15 protein-coding genes, 1 other RNA gene and 2 pseudogenes are annotated in these 19,625 nt (G+C 63.5%); 6 read left to right on the top strand and 12 right to left on the bottom strand.

All coding sequences use genetic code 11. The annotated features are described in order from the left end of the window. Positions 1-40 precede the first annotated feature (40 nt). Positions 41-1,246, bottom strand: coding sequence for an acyl-CoA dehydrogenase family protein (locus tag GGR39_RS12560; protein ID WP_183617459.1), 1,206 nt, complete (start codon positions 1,244-1,246; stop codon positions 41-43). Between the two features lie 338 nt (positions 1,247-1,584). Here GGR39_RS12560 and GGR39_RS12555 point away from each other — a divergent pair, with 338 nt between their 5' ends. Beyond that, positions 1,585-4,005: a TonB-dependent receptor gene (locus tag GGR39_RS12555; protein ID WP_246388677.1), complete on the top strand. Its 2,421-nt coding sequence runs from the start codon at positions 1,585-1,587 to the stop codon at positions 4,003-4,005. Positions 4,006-4,114: 109 nt separating this feature from the next. Here the strand turns inward: GGR39_RS12555 and GGR39_RS12550 are convergent, their stop codons facing one another. From GGR39_RS12550 to hrpB, 7 genes are all read right to left on the bottom strand, one after another. Further along, entirely contained in the window at positions 4,115-5,140 is a 1,026-nt protein-coding gene (locus GGR39_RS12550) for an aspartate-semialdehyde dehydrogenase (protein ID WP_058735486.1), read from the bottom strand. Between the two features lie 201 nt (positions 5,141-5,341). Continuing rightward, positions 5,342-7,750 carry an endopeptidase La gene (gene lon / locus GGR39_RS12545; RefSeq protein ID WP_183617458.1) on the bottom strand — a complete coding sequence of 803 codons (2,409 nt, stop codon included), beginning with the start codon at positions 7,748-7,750 and terminating at the stop codon, positions 5,342-5,344. Between the two features lie 158 nt (positions 7,751-7,908). After that, entirely contained in the window at positions 7,909-8,244 is a 336-nt protein-coding gene (locus tag GGR39_RS12540; RefSeq protein ID WP_058735487.1) for a YbaB/EbfC family nucleoid-associated protein, read from the bottom strand. 2 nt (positions 8,245-8,246) lie between these two features. Beyond that, the gene (locus GGR39_RS12535) at positions 8,247-10,085 is read right to left on the bottom strand and encodes a DNA polymerase III subunit gamma/tau (RefSeq protein ID WP_183617457.1); all 1,839 of its coding nucleotides are present in this window, start codon (positions 10,083-10,085) and stop codon (positions 8,247-8,249) included. Between the two features lie 128 nt (positions 10,086-10,213). After that, positions 10,214-10,308, bottom strand: an RNA gene (gene ffs / locus GGR39_RS12530) — signal recognition particle sRNA small type. A 101-nt stretch (positions 10,309-10,409) separates the two neighbouring features. Then, positions 10,410-10,688, bottom strand: coding sequence for an ETC complex I subunit (locus tag GGR39_RS12525; protein WP_058735489.1), 279 nt, complete (start codon positions 10,686-10,688; stop codon positions 10,410-10,412). 33 nt (positions 10,689-10,721) lie between these two features. Beyond that, positions 10,722-13,205 carry an ATP-dependent helicase HrpB gene (hrpB, locus tag GGR39_RS12520; RefSeq protein WP_221226120.1) on the bottom strand — a complete coding sequence of 828 codons (2,484 nt, stop codon included), beginning with the start codon at positions 13,203-13,205 and terminating at the stop codon, positions 10,722-10,724. A gap of 128 nt (positions 13,206-13,333) precedes the next feature. On the opposite strand from hrpB, the gene GGR39_RS12515 reads away from it, so the two are divergent. Then, on the top strand, positions 13,334-13,540 hold the full coding sequence (locus GGR39_RS12515) for a hypothetical protein (protein WP_183617456.1): 207 nt from the start codon (positions 13,334-13,336) through the stop codon (positions 13,538-13,540). A gap of 92 nt (positions 13,541-13,632) precedes the next feature. Here the strand turns inward: GGR39_RS12515 and GGR39_RS12510 are convergent, their stop codons facing one another. Further along, on the bottom strand, positions 13,633-14,646 hold the full coding sequence (locus tag GGR39_RS12510) for a polyprenyl synthetase family protein (RefSeq protein WP_183617455.1): 1,014 nt from the start codon (positions 14,644-14,646) through the stop codon (positions 13,633-13,635). 90 nt (positions 14,647-14,736) lie between these two features. Between GGR39_RS12510 and GGR39_RS12505 the strand changes: the two genes are divergently transcribed. Next, positions 14,737-15,063, top strand: a complete 327-nt coding sequence (locus GGR39_RS12505; RefSeq protein WP_183617454.1) for a chorismate mutase — start codon at positions 14,737-14,739, stop codon at positions 15,061-15,063. 21 nt (positions 15,064-15,084) lie between these two features. Here GGR39_RS12505 and GGR39_RS12500 read toward each other — a convergent pair whose 3' ends face one another. The 3 genes from GGR39_RS12500 to GGR39_RS12490 form a co-directional block, all read right to left on the bottom strand. Beyond that, complete coding sequence (locus GGR39_RS12500) at positions 15,085-16,401, bottom strand: ATP-binding protein (RefSeq protein ID WP_183617543.1); 1,317 nt, start codon at positions 16,399-16,401, stop codon at positions 15,085-15,087. A 91-nt stretch (positions 16,402-16,492) separates the two neighbouring features. Then, entirely contained in the window at positions 16,493-17,170 is a 678-nt protein-coding gene (locus GGR39_RS12495; protein WP_058735493.1) for a response regulator transcription factor, read from the bottom strand. Between the two features lie 111 nt (positions 17,171-17,281). Then, positions 17,282-17,590: a PepSY domain-containing protein gene (locus GGR39_RS12490; protein ID WP_183617453.1), complete on the bottom strand. Its 309-nt coding sequence runs from the start codon at positions 17,588-17,590 to the stop codon at positions 17,282-17,284. A 123-nt stretch (positions 17,591-17,713) separates the two neighbouring features. Here GGR39_RS12490 and GGR39_RS17580 point away from each other — a divergent pair. From GGR39_RS17580 to GGR39_RS17570, 3 genes and pseudogenes are all read left to right on the top strand, one after another. After that, positions 17,714-18,145, top strand: a pseudogene (locus GGR39_RS17580) (ATP-binding cassette domain-containing protein); the annotation flags it as partial. 231 nt (positions 18,146-18,376) lie between these two features. Further along, positions 18,377-19,012, top strand: a pseudogene (locus GGR39_RS17575) (ATP-binding cassette domain-containing protein); the annotation flags it as partial. Next, complete coding sequence (locus GGR39_RS17570; RefSeq protein WP_425490604.1) at positions 19,004-19,516, top strand: ATP-binding cassette domain-containing protein; 513 nt, start codon at positions 19,004-19,006, stop codon at positions 19,514-19,516. The pseudogene GGR39_RS17575 and the gene GGR39_RS17570, both read left to right, overlap by 9 nt. Positions 19,517-19,625: the final 109 nt, after the last annotated feature.

Genomic DNA, 19,625 nt, shown 5'->3' with positions numbered 1-19,625 from the left:
GGCGGAACGCTGGTTCCGGCCGCGACCGATGCCTAGCGTATCAGATATCGAAGCAATCGTTCTGCGCGCCGAACGCCATGCCGGCGAAGTTACGCGCGTAAGGATAGGGATTGTTCGCCACGTGTGCGCGGGCGCAGTGAATGTCCAGGAAGGCGCGCTGCACGACGTTGCCGCGATAGATCGCCTTGCCGCCACTGAACTGCATCAACTGATCTACCGCGGTTACGCAGCGGCTCACCATCGAGGTGGTCGACAATCCCAGCATGGCCCGGCGCTCGACCGAGAAGTCGCCCTGCTCGGCCCGTTCGGATAGCTCGCGCAGATCGCGATGCAGCCGCATCTCCAAGTCGTCCAACGTCATCGCGACGTCCGCCACAGCTTCCTGGATGGCGCTGTCGTTTGCCAGCTTTGCGCCGGTGTAGGTCGCCCGCTTGGTCTTCATACCTTCCACGAAGACCTCCAAAGCCCGCTTCAACGCGCCCAGCGATGTGGTGGAGACGGTGCGATTGAACAATTGCGCGAAAGGGATGCGATAGAGGCTGCCGGTATTCTGGGCGTGGCCGGGGCAGTCGACCTCGAACATGTCCATCTCGCGAATGATGCGGTAATCGGGGACGAAGGCATCCTTCACCACAATATCATTGCTGCCCGTGGCGCACAGTCCCATCGTGTCCCAGGTATCGATAATCTCATAGTCGCGGCGCGGCACCAGAAAGTTGCACGGATCGGGCGCGCTGCCGTCTTCGGAGCGAATGTGCACGCCCAGGATAACCCAGTCGCAGTGAGCCGAACCGCTTGAGAACGCCCACCGCCCGCTGAGGCGATAGCCGCCTTCTTCACGTACGACCTTGCCGCAAGGCATATAGGACGAGCTGATGCGCACATCGCCATCTTCCGCCCAGACGTCTTCCGCCGCGCGGGGGTCGAACAAGGCCAGTTGCCAGTTGTGCACGGCAACCACGCCATAGACCCAGGCGCTGCTCATGCAGCCTTCGGCCAGCGTGCGCGCGACTTCGCAGTAAACCTCGGGCGCCATCTCATAGCCGCCGTACTGCGCCGGCTGGAGGATGCGAAAGAAGCCGGCCTCGGTAAAGGCGCGGATCGTATCCTTGGGAACCTGACGCTGCCCGACCGCTGCCGATTCGCGCTCGCGCAGCATCGGCACCATGGCCCGGGCCCGCGCGATGAGTTCGTCCGCTGTGGGAATATCGGCTTTGGAGTGCGCCTTGATAGCCTCAGCTTGCATGATAGCGATCCTCTTCCTCTCAAGGATGCCTGGACCTTAGCGTGACAAAGCAGCACAAAATCCCGGTCGTTGTTGCTTATTGTAAACTAACTCCAGCGTTCCTCCAACCATGAAAACGACCATTGCCCGCGGGGACAGGCTCGATCCTGGCGTAAACCGCGGTTTTCCCGCACGATAACTACACAAATCGTGCCCAAAAAGATTTTTGTTGCGTTATAGGAACAATTAGCCGACAAGATAGGTGATCGTTCGGAATATGAGCCACCCCTGAGAGGTAGCCCCGGTCGATCGCAGGATGGAATAAGACGCACCAATGCGCATGCCAGCGGGGAGTACATATGAAAGCTATTCAGTCGACGCGGGCCAGCCTTCTGGCCATTGCCATCGCCGGAACAGCCTGGACCGGCGCGAGCCCGGTCATGGCTCAATCGACCGATGCCGCCACTCCCACGCCAGTGGCCGAGGCACCTGAGGCGAGCAGCGGCGCCCTTGCCGATATCGTCGTCACCGCGAACAAGCGTGGTGAGAACCTGCAGAAGGTTCCGATCTCGATCAGCGCCTATTCCGGCGAACAGATCGCCAAGCTGGGCATCCGTGACACCACGCAGATCACGCAGCAGATCCCGGCCCTGCATTTCAACGCATGGTCGCCCAATCTGACGATCTTCAGCTTGCGTGGCGTTTCCCAGAACAACTTCACCGATAACCTCGAAGCGCCCGTCGCGGTCTACCAGGACAACGCCTACGTCGCATCGATGAATGCGCTGTCGGGTCAGCTGTTCGACATCAAGCGCGTGGAAGTGCTGCGCGGACCGCAGGGCACGCTGTTCGGGCGCAACGCTACGGGCGGCCTGATCCATTACCTCAGCAACGATGCCAGCTCCGAGGATTGGAACGGCTACGTGCAGGGCGACTACGGCCGATACAATTCCTGGTCGGTGGAAGGCGCGGCGGGCGGTGCCCTCGCCCCGGGTCTGCGCATCCGTGCGGCCGGCCGCATCGAAAAGGCGGACGGCTACATCAAGTCGCGCGACACCGTGCTGGCGGATGGCACCGTGCTCAAGGGCAGCGGCCAGGACCTGGGCGGCCGCAACGGCTGGTCCGCGCGCGTCAACCTGCAGTACGACCTCTCGCCCGATGCGACGGTCAGCGTGTGGTACAAGCACGCCGAAGACAACCACGTCGCCACTGGCGGCTACGTGTTTGAAAACTGCGATTTCGAAGCCAACGGCTTTTGCCACACCAACGCCGCTGGCCTGAGCGATGGCACGGGCGGTGTCGTCAACGGCATCACCGGCGCCAAAGCCTCGCCCTGGGAGCATTATGGCGAGCGGCGCGGCAATCTGGATCGCGTGACGAACAGCTATCAGGGCGATCTCAACTGGAAGCTGTCCGATACGGTCTCGCTGACGGCGATCACCAACTACCTGACGCTGAACAAGACCTACAGCGAGGATGGTGACGCCACGCCGCTGCTGACGGTGAACCTCGACACGGGCATCCGCTTCCGCCAATTCTCGCAGGAAGCTCGCCTGGCTGGCGATCTGCCGGGTCTCAAGTGGCAGGTGGGTGCGTACTACCTCGACATGAAGTACGATGGCTATCACTCGGTGCGCGGCGCGCCTGTGATCAACCTGGCGCTGGCGGCCAACGGTGCGTTCGACTCGCCGACCGTGGCGCAGCTCTACAAGATCAATTCCAAGAACTGGTCGATCTTTGCGCAAGGCGATATCACGCTGACCGATCAGCTGAGCCTGACCGTGGGTGGTCGTTACTCAGTCGATCACAAGTCGATCGACTACGCCGCCGTCCTGTCCGATCCCACGATCAATCCGAATTCCGTGATTCTGTTCACCGACAAGACCCTTGCGCAGACCATTCCGGGCGTGAACCGCGATGTCTATAAGGATTGGGCGGCGCGGGTTTCGCTGAATTACCAGGTCGATCCCACCACGCTGCTGTTCGCTTCCTGGAACCGCGGCATCAAGGGCGGCAACTGGTCGCTCTCGTCGACCATCAACCCGGCTGACTTCAAGCACCGGCCGGAAACGCTCAACAGCCTGGAGGCCGGCTTCAAGACCGCCTTCATGAACCGCACGCTGCGCCTGAACGGCACGCTGTTCCATTATATCTACAGCGATTATCAGGCCTTCTCGCTGGCGGGCGGCGTGCCGCACATCTACAACAGCGACGCGCTTTCAACCGGTGCCGAGCTGGAAGGCTTCTGGTCGCCATCGCCCCGCTTCGACGCGGTGCTGGGCGCTACCTGGCAGACCTCCAAGGTCAAGAGTGTTCCCGCCACCGGCACGCAAGCCGCCCCGGAGTTCTTCCCCGGCGCGCCGAACTCGCAATATTGCACCAACCAGGGTGGCTTCTTCATTTGCGATTTCCCGCAAAGGACGATCGACAACGCCAAGTTCCCCAACGCGCCGAAGTTCAGCTTCAACTACATGCTGCGCTACAACCACGACGTTGGCGGCGGCAATGTGGCGATCCAGATGGACGGCGTGTGGTACGACAAGCAGTTCCTGGAAGTGACCAACGGCCCCTCTTCGCTGCAAAAGGCCTACAATGTCACCAACGGCTCGCTCAGCTACACGCATGAGCGGACCGGGATCGTGCTGACCGGCTGGGTTAAGAACGTCTTCAACAAGCAGTTCCGCGCTTACGCTTTGAACCTGGGCATTCTGGGCACCACGTCGATCTATGCCCCGCCGATCACTTACGGTGCGACCCTGCGCGTGCCGTTCGGGAAATAAATCGCCTTTGTAACCAGCTCACCCAAACTGAAAAACCGGCCGCAGGTCTGAGACTGCGGCCGGTTTCTTTTTGTCTTTAGAGCTCTGCGTCGAGACAGGCTTGCCCCAATCAGCCCTTCTTGAGGTGACGGCGGCCCAGCAGTTCGGCGATCTGCACCGCGTTCAACGCCGCGCCCTTGCGCAGGTTGTCCGAGACGCACCACAGCACCAGGCCGTTGTCGACCGTCGGGTCTTCGCGCACGCGGCTGACGTAAGTCGCGCCATCGCCCACGCACTCGACCGGGGTGACGTATCCACCGTCTTCGCGCTTGTCGACGAGCATGATGCCGGGTGCCTCACGCAGAATATCCTGCGCCGCTTCGGCGGACAGCTCATTCTCGAACTCGATGTTGATCGCTTCGGAGTGGCCGACGAACACCGGCACGCGGACGCAAGTGGCGACCACCTTGATCTTGGGATCGAGGATCTTCTTGGTCTCGACCACCATCTTCCACTCTTCCTTGGTGAAGCCGTCATCCAGGAAACTGTCGATGTGCGGGATCACGTTGAAGGCGATCTGCTTGGTGAACTTGTGGCTCTCCACCGCATCGCCGACGAAGATCGCGCGGCTCTGGGTGAACAGTTCGTCCATGCCCGCCTTGCCGGCGCCGGACGTCGACTGATAGGTGGAGACGACCACGCGCTTGATCGTGGCGGCATCGTGCAGCGGCTTCAAGGCCACGACCATCTGCGCGGTCGAGCAGTTGGGATTGGCGATGATGTTGCGCGCGGTGTAGCCGTCGATCGCATCAGGGTTCACCTCAGGCACGACGAGCGGCACGTCCGGGTCCATGCGGTAAAGCGACGAATTGTCGATCACCACGCAACCGGCAGCGGCAGCCTTGGGGGCGTAGATCTTGGTCGGCTCGGAACCGGCTGCGAACAGCGCGATGTCCCATCCGGCGAAATCGAAATGCTCGATATTCTTGACCTTGAGCATTTTACCAGTGTCGCCGTACTCGATCTCTGTCCCGACCGAACGCGACGAAGCCACCGCCGCGATCTCGTCGCAGGGAAACTCACGCTCGGCGAGGATATTGAGCATCTCGCGGCCGACGTTGCCCGTCGCACCGACGACGGCTACCCGGTAACCCATCTCTTGGTCCTTTTTCGTAAAGCCACGCGATCACGCCGCGTGCGCGGGCGCGTTAGCGGCGGGGGGCGGCGATGGCAAGGGAAGTGCCTTGCCCCATCCGCCTGAAGCCCTTCGTGAGCGAGGTCGAAACACGCGATATCGCGATGAAGTGTTTCGACCTCGCTTGGCACGAGCGCTCTAATTAGCGAGATCAGGCCGTGATCAATGCGCCGTCGCGCTGGGCGCGGGCGTGTGCGGCGGAGCAGCGGCCAGCTCATCGGCCTCCGTCCACTCGATCGGCTCGACCTTCTCGACCAGCGCGTGCGCCAGCACCTCGTCCACGTGGCTGACCGGGATGATCTCCAGCCCTTCCTTCACGTTGGCGGGGATTTCGGCCAGGTCCTTGCGGTTCTCCTCCGGGATCAGCACCAAGGTGATGCCGCCGCGCAGGGCCGCCAGCAGCTTTTCCTTCAAGCCGCCGATCGGCAGAACCCGCCCGCGCAAAGTGACCTCGCCGGTCATGGCAACGTCCTTGCGCACCGGAATGCCGGTCAGGGTCGAGATGATCGAAGTGACCATGCCGATGCCTGCGCTTGGCCCGTCCTTGGGCACTGCGCCTTCCGGCAAGTGGACGTGAATGTCCCGGCGGTTGATCAGCGACGGCTTGACGCCATAGGCCGGCGAGCGCGCTTTCACGAAGCTGAAGGCAGCCTGGATCGACTCGCTCATCACCTCGCCCAGCTTGCCCGTGGCCTTGATCTGGCCCTTGCCCGGCACGGTCACGGCCTCGATCGTCAGCAGCTCGCCGCCCACTTCAGTCCAGGCGAGCCCGGTGACGGCACCCACCTGATGCTCCTCCTCGCCCACGCCGTGGCGGAATTTGCGCACGCCTGCGAAGTCGTGAAGGTTTTCGGGCGTGACCGTGATCGCGCCCGCCTTGCCTTCCAGGATCTGGCGCAGCGACTTTCGCGCGAGGCGCGCGATCTCGCGCTCCAGCGTGCGGACACCGGCCTCGCGGGTGTAGTAGCGGATCAGATCGCGCAGCGCGGCCTGCTCCAACACGAACTCGCCATCCTTCAGGCCATGCGCCTCGATCTGCTTGGCGACCAGGTGACGCTCCGCGATCTCGACCTTCTCGTCCTCGGTGTACCCTTCGAGGCGGATGATCTCCATGCGATCGAGCAGCGCCTGCGGCAGGTTCAGCGAGTTCGCGGTGCAAACAAACATCACGTCGGACAGGTCGTAATCCAGCTCCAGGTAGTGATCCTGAAACTTGGCGTTCTGCTCAGGGTCGAGCACTTCGAGCAGCGCCGAAGCGGGATCGCCGCGGAAATCTTGGCCGAGCTTGTCGATCTCGTCGAGCAGGAACAGCGGGTTGGACCGGCCAGCCTTCTTGAGGTTGGTGATGATCTTGCCCGGCAGCGAGCCGATGTAGGTGCGGCGGTGGCCGCGGATTTCGGCCTCATCCCGCACGCCGCCTAAAGACTGGCGGATGAACTCGCGGCCGGTCGCCTTGGCGATCGACTTGCCCAGCGAGGTCTTGCCGACGCCCGGCGGGCCAACGAGGCACAGGATCGGCCCCTTCAAGCGATTGGTACGCGCCTGCACCGCCAGATACTCGATGATGCGGTCCTTGACCTTGTCGAGCGCGTAGTGGTCCTCATCCAGCACGGCCTGCGCTTCGGAAATGTCGCGCTTGACCTTGCTCTTCTTGCCCCAGGGCAGACCGAGAAGCACATCGAGATAGTTACGGATCACCGTCGCCTCGGCGCTCATGGGCTGCATGCCCTTGAGCTTCTTCAGCTCGGTGGTCGCCTTCTCCTTGGCTTCCTTGGAAAGCTTGGTTTTCTCGATCTTTTCGGCCAGCTCGGCGATCTCGTTGCCGTCCTCACCATCACTGCCGCCCAGCTCGGACTGAATCGCCTTGAGCTGTTCGTTGAGGTAGTACTCGCGCTGGGTCTTCTCCATCTGGCGCTTCACGCGCCCGCGGATCTTGCGCTCCACCTGCAGCACGCCAAGCTCGCCCTCCATGAAAGCATAGACCATCTCAAGGCGCTTCAAGGGATCGGCCTCGGCCAGGACGGCCTGCTTGTCAGACACCTTGGCGGAGAGCTGCGCCGCCACCGTATCCGACAGCTTGGCGGCATCATCGATGTCCGCCAGGTTCTCGCCCGCGTCGGTCGACAACTTCTTGTTCAGCTTGGCATATTCGCCGAACTGCTCGACCACCTGGCGCATCATTGCCGCCACTTCCGTGCCCGACGCGCCGACCGGTTCGATAGCCTCAACCTGCGCGACCAGCATCTCGCCTTCGGCGGTGGTTTCGGTGCGCAGGCTTTCGATGCGCGCGCGCTCCTTGCCTTCGACCAGGACGCGCACGGTGCCGTCCGGCAGCTTCAGCAGTTGCAGGACGTTGGCGATCACGCCGGTATCGTACAGATCGTCGCTATCCGGATCGTCACAACCGGGGTCCAGCTGGGCCAGCAGGAAAATGTCCTTGCCGCCGGCCATCGCCGATTCCAGCGCGGCCACGGACTTCTCACGCCCGACGAACAACGGCACGACCATGCCGGGGAACACCACGATGTCACGAAGCGGAAGGAGCGGTAGTAGGTTCACGAGGGTATCCATCACATGCGGCGACAAGCGCCCATCCGGGTCAGCCCGGTTCTTGGCAAATATGGGTGCCTGTGCCGCACCGCGCAATGGCACTTTCGTTACAGGCTGTGGAAGGCCGCCGATCGTCGAAACGGGCGATCACCCCGATCCGGTTCGGGGTGATCCCAGGCTCAGAACGGCATCTTGAAGCCCGGCGGCAGGCCCATGCCCTGCTGCGCCTTTGCCATTTCCTCGCCCGCCACGCTGTCCGCCTTCACGCGCGCATCGTTGTAGGCGGCTGCGATCAGGTCTTCCAGGATCGGCTTTTCGCTTGGCTGCATCAGGCTGTCATCGATCGCGACGCCGATGACGCGGCCCTTGGCGGAGCAGCGGATCTTGACCAGCCCACCGCCGGAAAGCCCCTCGACCTCCATACCGTCAAGCTTGCCCTGCGTTTCGGTCATCTGCTTCTGGATGGTTTCGGCAGCAGCCTGCGCGGCCTTGATCATCTCTTCCATCGACTTCATCGTCAGCGTCTCCAATTGCGGTTGCCGCCGCCGCTTGCGGACTGGCGGTCGTCTTCGATCAATTCTGCATCCGGGAAAGCGGCCAATGTGGCGGCCACCAGCGGCGCTGTGCGCTTGGCATCGGCGGCGGCGCGCTTTTGCGCCTCGTCCACTTCCACCAAGGTAGGCGCGCCCTCGCCCGGCACCTTTTCCACATGCCAGGCGTCCCCGGTCGTCTTGTTGAGCGCATTGCGAAGAAGCGCAGCGATATCCTCGCCGAACCCTGGTGGCTGCGTATAGCGCAGCACGCCGGGCGCCAGTTCGACCACGCGGACCTGCATCCGTAGGGTGCTGGCCATGCCAAGCCCCGTCACCTGCTCGACCTGTTCGACCAGATCGGCCCAGACCATCGCCGGGCGCTGCGCGACGGGGGCAGGCGTTCCCAACCCTTCGATCGATACAGTCGGGGCGGGTCTCGCCGCGATCTCTTCCAGCTTGCGCGCCAGCATGCCGGGATCGGGCATGTCCGCCGCATGCATCACCCGCAGCAGCGCCATTTGCGCGGCGACGAGGGGATCGGGCGCGGATTTGACCTCTTCGTAGCCCTTGAGCAGCAGCTGCCACAACCGATGCAACTGTCCGGCGCTGAGGCGCTTGGCCCAACCCTCGATCGCCTCACGCTCCTCGGCTGAAGGCGCGTCGGCCGCACCGCCGCTGACTTGCGCCACCGTGATGCGGTGGACCAGCGTCATCACGCCCCGCATCAGCGCGATGGGCTCCACGCCAAGGGCGAATTGCTGCGCCACGCGATCAAGCAGCCCGGCTCCGTCGGCGTTCAACACGCTGTCGAGCAATCCCCGCTGAGCGCTCTTGTCAGCCAGGCCCAGCATGTCGCGCACACGCGCGGCCTGGACCAGACCCTGCCCGGTTTCGGCACCGTCAAGATCGGCATGAGCGATCGCCTGGTCGAGGATCGATAGACCGTCACGTACCGAACCCTCGGCTGCAGCGGCGATCATCGCCAGAGCCTCATCCTCGGCCTGGACGCCTTCGCTCTGGCAGACATGCGCGAAATGTTCAGCCAGCATCGGCGACGGGATGCGCCGCAAGTCGAACCGCTGGCAGCGCGACAGGACGGTGACCGGCAGCTTGTCGACCTCCGTTGTCGCGAAAAGAAATTTCACATGCGCGGGCGGTTCCTCAAGTGTCTTCAGCAAAGCATTAAAAGCATTGCGAGACAGCATGTGAACTTCGTCGATGATGTAGATCTTGTAGCGCGCCGAGACGGCGGCATAGCGAACCGCCTCGATGATCTCGCGCACGTCATCCACGCCGGTATGGCTCGCCGCGTCCATTTCGATCACGTCGATGTGCCGGCCTTCGGCGATCGCCGTGCAGGGCTCGCACTGGCCGCAAGGGTCGATCGTCGGACCGCCCCTCCCGTCCGGGCCGATGCAGTTGAGCGCTTTCGCGATAAGCCGCGCGGTGGACGTCTTGCCCACGCCGCGCACGCCCGTCATCAAAAAGGCATGGGCGAGCCGATCGCGCTTGATCGCGTTGGCCAGGGTGCGGACCATCGCCTCCTGCCCGATCAATTGGGCGAAAGTCTGCGGCCGATACTTCCGCGCCAGCACGCGATAAGGCTGGGCTGCTGCGGACTTGGTAGCCGACGACACTGGGGGTGCTGGAGCGGCGGTTGCTACGGGCTCGGTGATACCGGACAGTGCCGGTGATGGCGCTGGATCGCCGAACATCGACGATTGCCCCGCCTTCTCCAATTCGGCTGCCGAAGGAGCGTTGTCCTCCTCGTCCGGCTGCCACGGAGGGGTATCGCCAAACATATCGCGGGAATCATCGCTCATGGTGCTGAGATTAGGGTGTGGCGGCGCGAAAGTCGAATGGTCGCTCCACCGCTTTGACCGACAGATCGCCGATCACACATTCCCGATGCGCTCACAGAGAAGGCGCCTAGCGAACGTTAAAGCTGAGTGGAAAAGGAGCCGGGTGACCCGCCGCAATCCGTTGTGGCTGCTTCCTTCCGGACCTGACCAAGTTGGCGAACGCAAACGTCCACCCGACTCCCGGCGGCGCATATGGCGGGGGTACGCGACGATTGCAAGCGCCGCGATGGGACTTTGAGCGAGGACTTCAGGAATAGTATCGCGCGAAAAGAAAATTGCGCGCAATCAGCGAAAATTGTCCGCGTAGGCCTGGATCTTCAATCGCCGTGGCGGCGTGGCGTGAACCACGGCCTCGATCCCGTAGCGCTCAGCATAGGCCATGGCCTCTTCCTTCGTCGGGAACTTCAGGGTGACTTGCTGCTGCGTGTCGCCTGAACCGGCCCAGCCCATCAGCGGATCGGGCTTTTTCGCCTCGGCCGCGGCGAACTCCAGGACCCATTGGTCGATTAGGGCCTTGCCGGACTGCATGGCGTTCTTCGGGCGCTGATAGATGCTTGCACTCATGGCGTCTGCTTTGCCTATAAATGGCCACGTAAATCAAGTCCGCTTGGTGGCTTCGAATGCATTACGGGTCTTGAGGCTGGGATCTTCGGTCCAGGGTGCGTCCGGCCAGCGATGGCGGGGATAACGCCCTTTCATGTCTCGCTGCACGTCGCGCCACGACCCGCGCCAGAAGCCCGGCAGATCGCGCGTGGTTTGAATGGGCCGGCCTGCCGGGGACGTCAGCTTGAGCAGCAAAGGCTGCGAGGGCTGGCCGAAGCCCGGGTGGCGATCGAGCCCGAACAGCGCCTGCACCCGCACTTCCACAGACGGCCCCGCCTCATCCTCATAATCGATGGCGTGTCGCGTCCCCGCCGGGCTGGCAAACTCGGCCGGGGCGAGGCGATCCAGCGCTTGCTGCTCGTCCCAACTGAGGCGGTTGCGCAAGGCGTCATGCAGCGCGGCTGGTTCGATGGCGTCGAGCTTTCTACCCAGCAACGGAGCCAGCCAGTCTTCACCGTCCGCCAGCAATCTATCTTCAGAAAGAACTTCAAGTCCGGCGTATCGCGCCCGCTTCAACAACGCTTTTCCCGCGCGCCCCAGCGGCAGGATCTCAAGGCCTTTGTCACGCACGCGCTGAAGTAGAAACGCGCGGATGGCATCGGGGTCGGGCTTGGGATCAGGCCCGCTCGCCAAGGTGATCGCCCCAAGCCGCCGCTCCAGGCGCGCTTCCACGCGGCCGTCCTCGTCGATCCAGCGAAGCACCGACCGTCGCTCCACCCGATCAGCCAGCCCCTGCTCTACCTCCTTGGCTTCCAACATCGCGCCCGAAAGAATGCGAGCCCCTTTCGCCTGCCCTTGCGCGTCGCCGATCACCATCCATTCGCTGGACGCGAGCGGTGACACGGGATCGAGGATATAACCGCGCCCACCCGCCGAAAGCCAGTTTTCCCCCGACGCATCGCGGCGGCGCGCAACCATCTCGGGATAGCCCAGCGCCAGCACTTCGCCCAGCGACCGCTGCCATCGCCGCTCCGATGCGGTCACCATCCTGGCCGCCCGATCTGCCCACCCACGCGCCAGTTTTCGCGACGCCTCCGCCCGCGGCGATCGATCTGCGTTCCAACGGGAGAGGCGATGCGCCAGATCCTCGCTGCGACCACCGAGCCCCCGCTCCTGCATCAGCAAGGCGAGGCGCGCCGCCGTTTCCGCCTCTCCCCACTGCGCCGCGCGCAGCACCATGGCGGCTTGCGGCGGGTCCATCGGCAGCGCCGCCACCGATCGTCCGAATGGCGTGATGCGCCATTCGTCCCCCTCGCCAGCCAGCGCGCCAAGCGACGCCAACTTGGATCGTGCCGCCGCGACGGAGGGCTTGAGCGGCGGGTCCAGCCAGGTTAGTTCCTCCGGATCGCCGCTGCCCCATTGCGCGAGAGCCAAAGTCAGTGGCGCAAGATCAGAAGTCTCGATTTCCGGCGGATCGAATTCAGGCCGACCGGCATGCGCCGCCTCTTCCCACAAGCGATAGGCGATACCGGGCCCCTGGCGTGCCGCGCGGCCCGCCCGTTGCGCGGCGGCAGCACGACTCGCCCGGCGGGTTACCAGGCGCGTAACGCCGGCCGCGCGATCGAACTCGGCACGACGGGAAAGACCCGCATCCACGACGACCGACACGCCATTCAGCGTCAGCGACGTTTCGGCGATCGCGGTTGCCAGCACCACACGGCGGCGGCCCTGCGGGTCTCTACGGATGGCGGCGCGCTGCTGCGCGGGCTCGCATTGGCCATGCAGCGGCAGCACCAGCGCGGCAGGCAGGCGATCAGCCAATAAGGCTTCGGTCCGGCTGATCTCACCCACACCGGGCAGGAAAGCCAGGATATCGCCCTCCTCGTCGCGCCAAGCGGTCAGGATCGCGGCGCTCATCGCCTCTTCCAGACGCTTCTCCGGACTGGCTCCCAACCATCTGATCGCTAGGGGATATGCCCGCCCCTCGCTGGCGATAACTGCGGCATCACCGAGCAGTCGGGCGAAGCGGGTGCCGTCGATCGTCGCGGACATTACGCAGAGGCGCAAGTCAGGCCGCAAGACCTCGCGGCACTCTATGGCCAAGGCGAGGCCAAGGTCCGAATCGAGATGCCGCTCATGCGCTTCATCGAACAGGATGGCAGAGACCCCGGCGAGTTCGGGATCGTCGAGGATCGTGGCGACGAAGATCGCCTCGGTCATCACCAGCACCCGCGTTCGCCCAGAGCGGCGACTGTCCAGACGAGTAAGGTAGCCGATTGTCTCTCCCGCCTTCTCGCCAATGGTTTCCGCCATGCGCTCCGCTGCGGCGCGGGCCGCCACCCGGCGGGGCGAAAGCAGGATCACTGTCCCGGTGCACCAGTCCCGGTTCAGCAGCGCGGGGGCGACGGCGGTCGTCTTGCCGGCTCCAGGGGGCGCGATCAGCACGGCAGCGCCTTCCCCATCAAGGGCGGAGAGCAGTTCGGGAAGTACGGCGTGGATCGGCAGGTCTGTCACCTGGATGGCCCTAGCCGATGACATGAGGATTTGCACCGGGGCGGCGCATCGCAAACCGATCGGGCTTTCGTCGCTATAGATCGATCCGCCTGCAACTAAACGGGCTAGGCTTGGTTAGCGCACCGAACCTTCCAGACGATCGGAGAGCAGGCATGGCAATACGGGAATTGGCGACATTCAATATCGTCCGTAGGGGCGAGGATTATCGCATCACGATCGAGGACGCTTCAGGCGAAACCACAGAATTTACAGCTGACTACGACGCACTGGACCTGATTTCCGAAGCTATCGACGAAGCCCTCGACAGCGATGAGGAGGAGGTATTGGAAGTTGATGAGGACGAGGAAGAGGAGAAATAATTTCTCGTCTCAGAGCAAAAGAGAAAAGGGGGCGTTTTGCGCCCCCTTTTTCGTGATGGCATCCGCGATATGACGGCGAGCGAAACGATCGCCTAGTATCGCCGCGCGACCGCGAACAGCGCCGCTTCCGCCATGGCGTCTCGCGCCGCGCTGGGTGGGAACACCGCGATCGCGTCGATTGCGCGCTGCGCATAATACCTTGCCCGCTCACGGGTGGCATCAACACAGCCATGCCGGTTGATCAGCTTAACGGCGTGAGCCAGATCCTCGTCCTCGGTCAGGAACCCCGCGATCGCTTCCTGCCAGAACTTGCGCTCCTCGGCCGAACCGCGCGCATAGGCCAAGATCACCGGCAGGGTCATTTTCCCCTCGCGGAAATCATCGCCCTTGCCCTTGCCGCTTTCCTCCGCCTCGGAATCATAGTCGATGGCATCGTCCACCAGCTGGAAGGCAATCCCCAGGTTGCGACCGTATGCGTCCAGGGCGCGCTCTTCCGCTTCGCTCTTCTCAGCAACAACGGCGGCGATGCGCGTGGCGGCGGCGAACAATGCGGCGGTCTTCGATCCGATGATCGAAAGATAGCGCTCTTCACTCGTGTCGACATGCCGCTGGGCGACGAGCTGGTCGACCTCGCCCTCGGCTATGATCGACGATGCGCCGGACAGGATTTTCAGCACCTTGAGGCTACCGTCCTCCACCATCAGCTCAAATGCGCGGGTAAACAGGAAATCGCCCACAAGCACGGTGGCGGGATTGCCGAAAACAATGTTGGCGGCGGCCTTGCCCCGGCGCAGATCCGATCCATCGACCACATCATCATGCAGCAAAGTGGCGGTGTGAATGAATTCCACCGCGGCGGCCAGCTTGTGGTGCCGGGTTCCCTGGTAGCCGCATAGCTCGGCCCCGGCCACAGTCAGCATCGGGCGCAAGCGTTTGCCGCCGCCTGAGATCAAATGCCCCGCCAGCGCCGGAATCAGCGGCACCTCGCTCTGCATCCGATCCAGGATCACGGCATTGACGCTGTTCATGCCCTGCGCGGTCAACGCAAGCATGGGGGAAAGCGAGGGTTCTGCGCGCGGGCGCAGGGGGACAACATCGGCGCTCATTGCGGTGCGACATGGCGGCTGGGGTGCAACATGGCAAGCGCGAAAGCCGCGAGTGGAATTGCATTTGCGACCATGCTAGCGGCGGATGCCATGAGCCAGTCCCCGATCACCGACGATGCCGGCACCGTTGCCACCACCGATCCCGTGCTGGCGGGCTATCGCAAGAGTATCGACAATATCGATGCCGCGCTGATCCACATTCTGGCCGAGCGTTTCCGCATCACCCAGGCGGTCGGCACCTATAAGGCGACGACCGACCTGCCCGCCTCCGACCCGGGCCGCGAAGAGCGCCAGATCGCCCGCTTGCGTAAGCTGGCCGAGGAAGCGCAGCTGGACCCGGATTTCGGCGAGAAGCTGCTGCGCTTCATCATCGACGAAGTGATCCGCCACCATGAAAAGGCCAAGGCGGCTAATTAGAGTCGAGCTGTTAATCGACCGTCAGGCCACCGCCCTTGGCAGCCTGAGCTTGAGCAACAGTCCGCCCAGATCCTCACTCTCATCCAGTTCGACCGAGCCGCCATAGATTTCGGCGACATCGCGAACAATCGCCAGCCCAAGCCCCGTGCCCGGCTTGCCGGTGTCGAGCCGCGCGCCGCGATCGAAAATCCGCGCCCGCTCTGCTTCGGGGATGCCCATGCCGTCATCCTCGATCCAGATCTCGCACCATTGCGGGTCCTTGGTTTCGTCCACCGTCACGAAAACACTGCCACCACCGTACTTGGCCGCATTCTCGATCACGTTGCCGAGCAATTCTTCCAGATCCTGCTTCTCCAGAGCAACCTGTGCCTCGCGGTTGCCGGCAAGGTCGAAGCGAGTCGATTCGTACAATCGCTCCACCGCGCGCAGCACCGCCTCCAGGCTGGGCCATACGCCCGCCCGCGAAAGCCCGGCGGCGCGGCGCCCCACTGCGCGCGCCCGAGCCAAGTGGTGATCGACCTGGCGGCGCATCACCGCCGCCTCCCGGATCACGGTATCGCCCAGATCGGGGGCTCGCGCGGTGGCCGCGTTCATCACCACCGTCAGCGGCGTCTTCAGCGCGTGCGCGAGGTTTCCGGCATGCGTCCGCGCCTCTTGCGCCTGGCGGTCGGTATGCTCGAGCAAAGCATTAAGTTCCTCGACCAAGGGCTGGACTTCGGTTGGCAAAGGCTCGGTCACCTTGGCCGCGCCGGTGGTGCGCAGGCGGCGGATCGCACGCCGCACGTGTCGCAGCGGGAAAAGGCCATACCACGTCTGCAGTCCGGCCATGGCCAGCAGGCCCAGGCCCAGAAAAAAGAAGCTGTAGAACAGAATGGAACGGATCGACTTGATCTGATCATTCAATTGCACGCGACTGGCGGCCACCGTGAACATCCATTCGGTATTGCTACCGGGCAGGATGATCGAGCGCTCCATGATCCGCAGCGGCTCGCCACTGAATTGGCTGCTGTCGTACGTATGCGGCTCACTGTCGAAGTGGCCGTCCGGCACTTGAAGACTGCGATCCCACAAAGAGCGTGAGGGAAAGTCCTCATGCCCCTTTCCGCGAATCTGCCAGTACAGACCGCTGTTGGGCTCCAGGAATCGCTGGTCGCCCAAGGGCCGATTGAAGAACACCTCACCATCCGGCCCGATCTCGGCCGAGCCGATCATGCCGGTCAGCATGTAGCCCAATTGCTCGTCGAAACTTCGCGTGACTTGTGAAGTCAGCGTTCGATCCAGAAACATGCCGCCGATCAGCAGCAGGATGGATATCCATCCCGCCGCGATCAGCATCATGCGCCGCGCCAGCGATCCCGTACCGCGCGGCCGCCGCGCACGTACGTGTGCCGCGCCCTCAGCCGCTATCTGCGCCTCCTCCGAGGAGACCTCAGCCGCGGGGCTGGTCGGCAGGGTCGTCGAGGCTGTAGCCAAGGCCGCGGATCGTCGTGATCACGTCTGCACCCAGCTTCTTGCGGATGCGCGTGACAAAGACCTCGATCGTGTTGGAATCGCGGTCAAAATCCTGATCGTAGATATGCTCGATCAGTTCGGTGCGGCTGACCACCTTGCCCTTGTGGTGCATCAGGTAGGCCAGCAGCTTGTATTCCTGCGCGGTCATCTTCACCGGCTCACCGGCGAGAGTCACCCGCCCAGACCGGGTATCGAGCCGAACGTCGCCGGCGATCAATTCGCTGGAGGTGTTGCCCGAGGCACGACGAATCAGCGCGCGCAGGCGTGCGATCAGTTCCTCGGTCTGGAAAGGCTTGGCGAGGTAATCATCCGCACCTGCGTCCAGTCCGGCGACTTTGTCCGACCAGGAATCACGAGCCGTCAGCACCAGCACCGGAAAGTTCCGGCCTTCCTTGCGCCACATGCCCAACACGGTGAGGCCGTCGATCTCGGGCAAGCCGAGATCGAGGATCACCGCGTCGTATTCTTCGGTCGAGCCCATGAAGTGCCCGTCTTCGCCGTCGGTCGACAAGTCGACGGCATAGCCGGTTTGCTCAAGAGTATTCTTGAGCTGGTTGCCGAGCGTAGGTTCATCCTCGACGATCAGGATGCGCAAATCCGTCTCTCCCTCAGGTAGGGGATTGAAATGGGCCGAATGCGCAGAATGGTCAAGGAAGCCCACAGTTCCGTCTCCTCGTCGCTCGCCCCCGAGTTTAAAGGAACCGCTTTATCGGCTCCGACCGATGATCCGCCCCGATCGGGCATCGACATCGACGAACACGACCCTACCGTTCTGGATGAACTTTAGCCGGTAAGCCATTGCTGCGGCATCGTACTCGGGCCCGAGGTATTGCATGCCCTGCATCTGCGGCAGGACAATCTGCTCGATCTCGCGAGTGGAGCGAACCGTTCCAGCGCGGCGTTCCTTGCGCAGCTGTCCCTGTTCGCTGACCTGATCGGCAAGGGCCGGAAGGCTGGAGACGGTAGCCAGGCAAGCCGCAAGAGCCAGAGCGCGGGAGAGAAGCTGTTGTTTCATCACGAGCACCGTTGTGCGAGTAAGCCCTTGAACATGTCGTGAATACGGCGAGACGATGGCGGCGTGTGGCATTGCCGCCACAGCGCTTGCCAGGGCGGCGGCCCGGGGTCTAGGGCCCACGTCATGGCAACTGCACCGATCCTCAGCTGGGAAGGCCTCGGCCTGATCCAGGGCTCCGGCTGGCTTTTTCGCGATCTCGCCCTGGCGATCGCCCCGCGTGACCGCCTCGCGCTCATCGGCCGCAATGGCGCGGGCAAGACGACACTGCTCAAGCTCATCTCCGGCCAGGTAGAGGCGGACAAGGGTACGCGTTCGGTACAGCCGGGCACCAGGATCGTGACGCTGGAGCAGGATCCATTCTTCACCGGCTATGACACGCTGCTTGACTTTGCGATTTCCGGGCCCGACGCGCCGCCCCGGCACGAAGTGGAAGCGATCGCCGGCCAACTCGGCATCGACTTGTCCCGCACGGCTGACAGCGCCTCCGGGGGTGAACGCCGCCGCGCCGCCTTGTGCCGCGCTCTCGCTTCCGAGCCGGACCTGCTGCTGCTGGACGAGCCGACCAACCACCTCGACCTTGCCGCGATCGACTGGCTGGAAAGCTGGTTGCAACGATACAACGGCGCCTTCGTGGTGATCAGCCACGATCGTACGTTCCTGACCCGCCTGACGCGCGCCACCTTGTGGCTCGATCGCGGATCGCTGCGACGCAAGGAAGTCGGCTTCGGCGGTTACGATGCCTGGGAAGAGCAGGTCTATGCCGAAGAGACCCGCGCGGCGGAAAAGATGGACGCCAAGCTCAAGATCGAAGCGCACTGGCTGGAACGCGGCGTCACCGCCCGGCGCAAGCGCAACCAGGGACGGCTTGCCAAGCTGTGGGAGATGCGTGCAGCCCGAGCGCAGATGATGGGCCCACAGGGCGCCGCCAAGCTCGCCATCGCCTCGGACGACAGCAAGACCAAGTCGGTGATCGTGGCCGAGCATGTCACCAAGCGGTTCGATACTGCCGATGGCACGCCGCGCGCGATCATCAAGGACTTCAACTTGCGCGTGCAGCGCCGCGACCGGATCGGGCTGGTCGGCGCCAATGGTTCGGGGAAGACCACCCTGCTCAAGATCCTGACGGGCGAATTGGCGCCGGACGAGGGTACCGTCACGCTCGCCAACACGCTGCAGGCCACGGTGATCGATCAGCAGCGCAGCCGCATGGCCCCCGAAAAGACCATCCGCGAAGTGGTGGCAGAGGGTGGCGACTGGATCGACGTGCGCGGCGTGCGCAAGCATATCCAAGGATATCTCAAGGATTTCCTGTTCGATCCCAACATGGTCGAGGCGAAAGTGGGCACGCTTTCGGGCGGTGAACGATCACGCCTGCTGTTGGCGCGCGAGTTCGCTCAGGTATCCAACCTCCTGGTGCTGGACGAGCCGACGAACGACCTCGATCTCGAAACGCTCGACCTCTTGCAGGAAGTGATCGCGGATTACGACGGCACTGTGCTGATCGTCAGCCACGACCGCGACTTTCTGGATAGGACGGTGACCGTTACGCTGGGCCTAGATGGCTCCGGGCATATCGACGTCATCGCGGGCGGCTATGCCGACTGGGAAGCGAAACGCCGCCAGCGAACCACGGCCGGCAAGGCGACGCGCGCGAAGGAGGAGACGGCCGCAATACCCGCACCGCCCCCGCCCGCCCGCACCAAATTGTCGTACAAGGACCAGCGGGACTACGAACTGCTGCCCCAGCGGATCGAGGATCTGGACGCGGCGATCGCCCGCGATGAGGCGGCGATGGCGGACCCGGCACTCTACACGCGCGATCCCGCCAAGTTCGCCAGCCTGAGCGACGCGATCGCCAAGGCCCGTTCCGAAAAGGATGCGGCGGAGGAGCGCTGGTTGGAATTGGCGGCGCTGGTCGAAGGCTAGATACCGGCGTTTCGCTGACCAGGGAAACTGCCGACCGCGTCCCCTTGCCAGAGCCTTTGCGATGGTGAAGAGCGCGCTTGGCCTATCGTCGATGGCTGGAGGACTTTGC

The sequence above is a fragment of the Novosphingobium fluoreni genome (assembly GCF_014196615.1).
Taxonomy (GTDB): domain Bacteria; phylum Pseudomonadota; class Alphaproteobacteria; order Sphingomonadales; family Sphingomonadaceae; genus Novosphingobium; species Novosphingobium fluoreni.
This window is presented reverse-complemented; position numbering and strand designations above follow the sequence as displayed.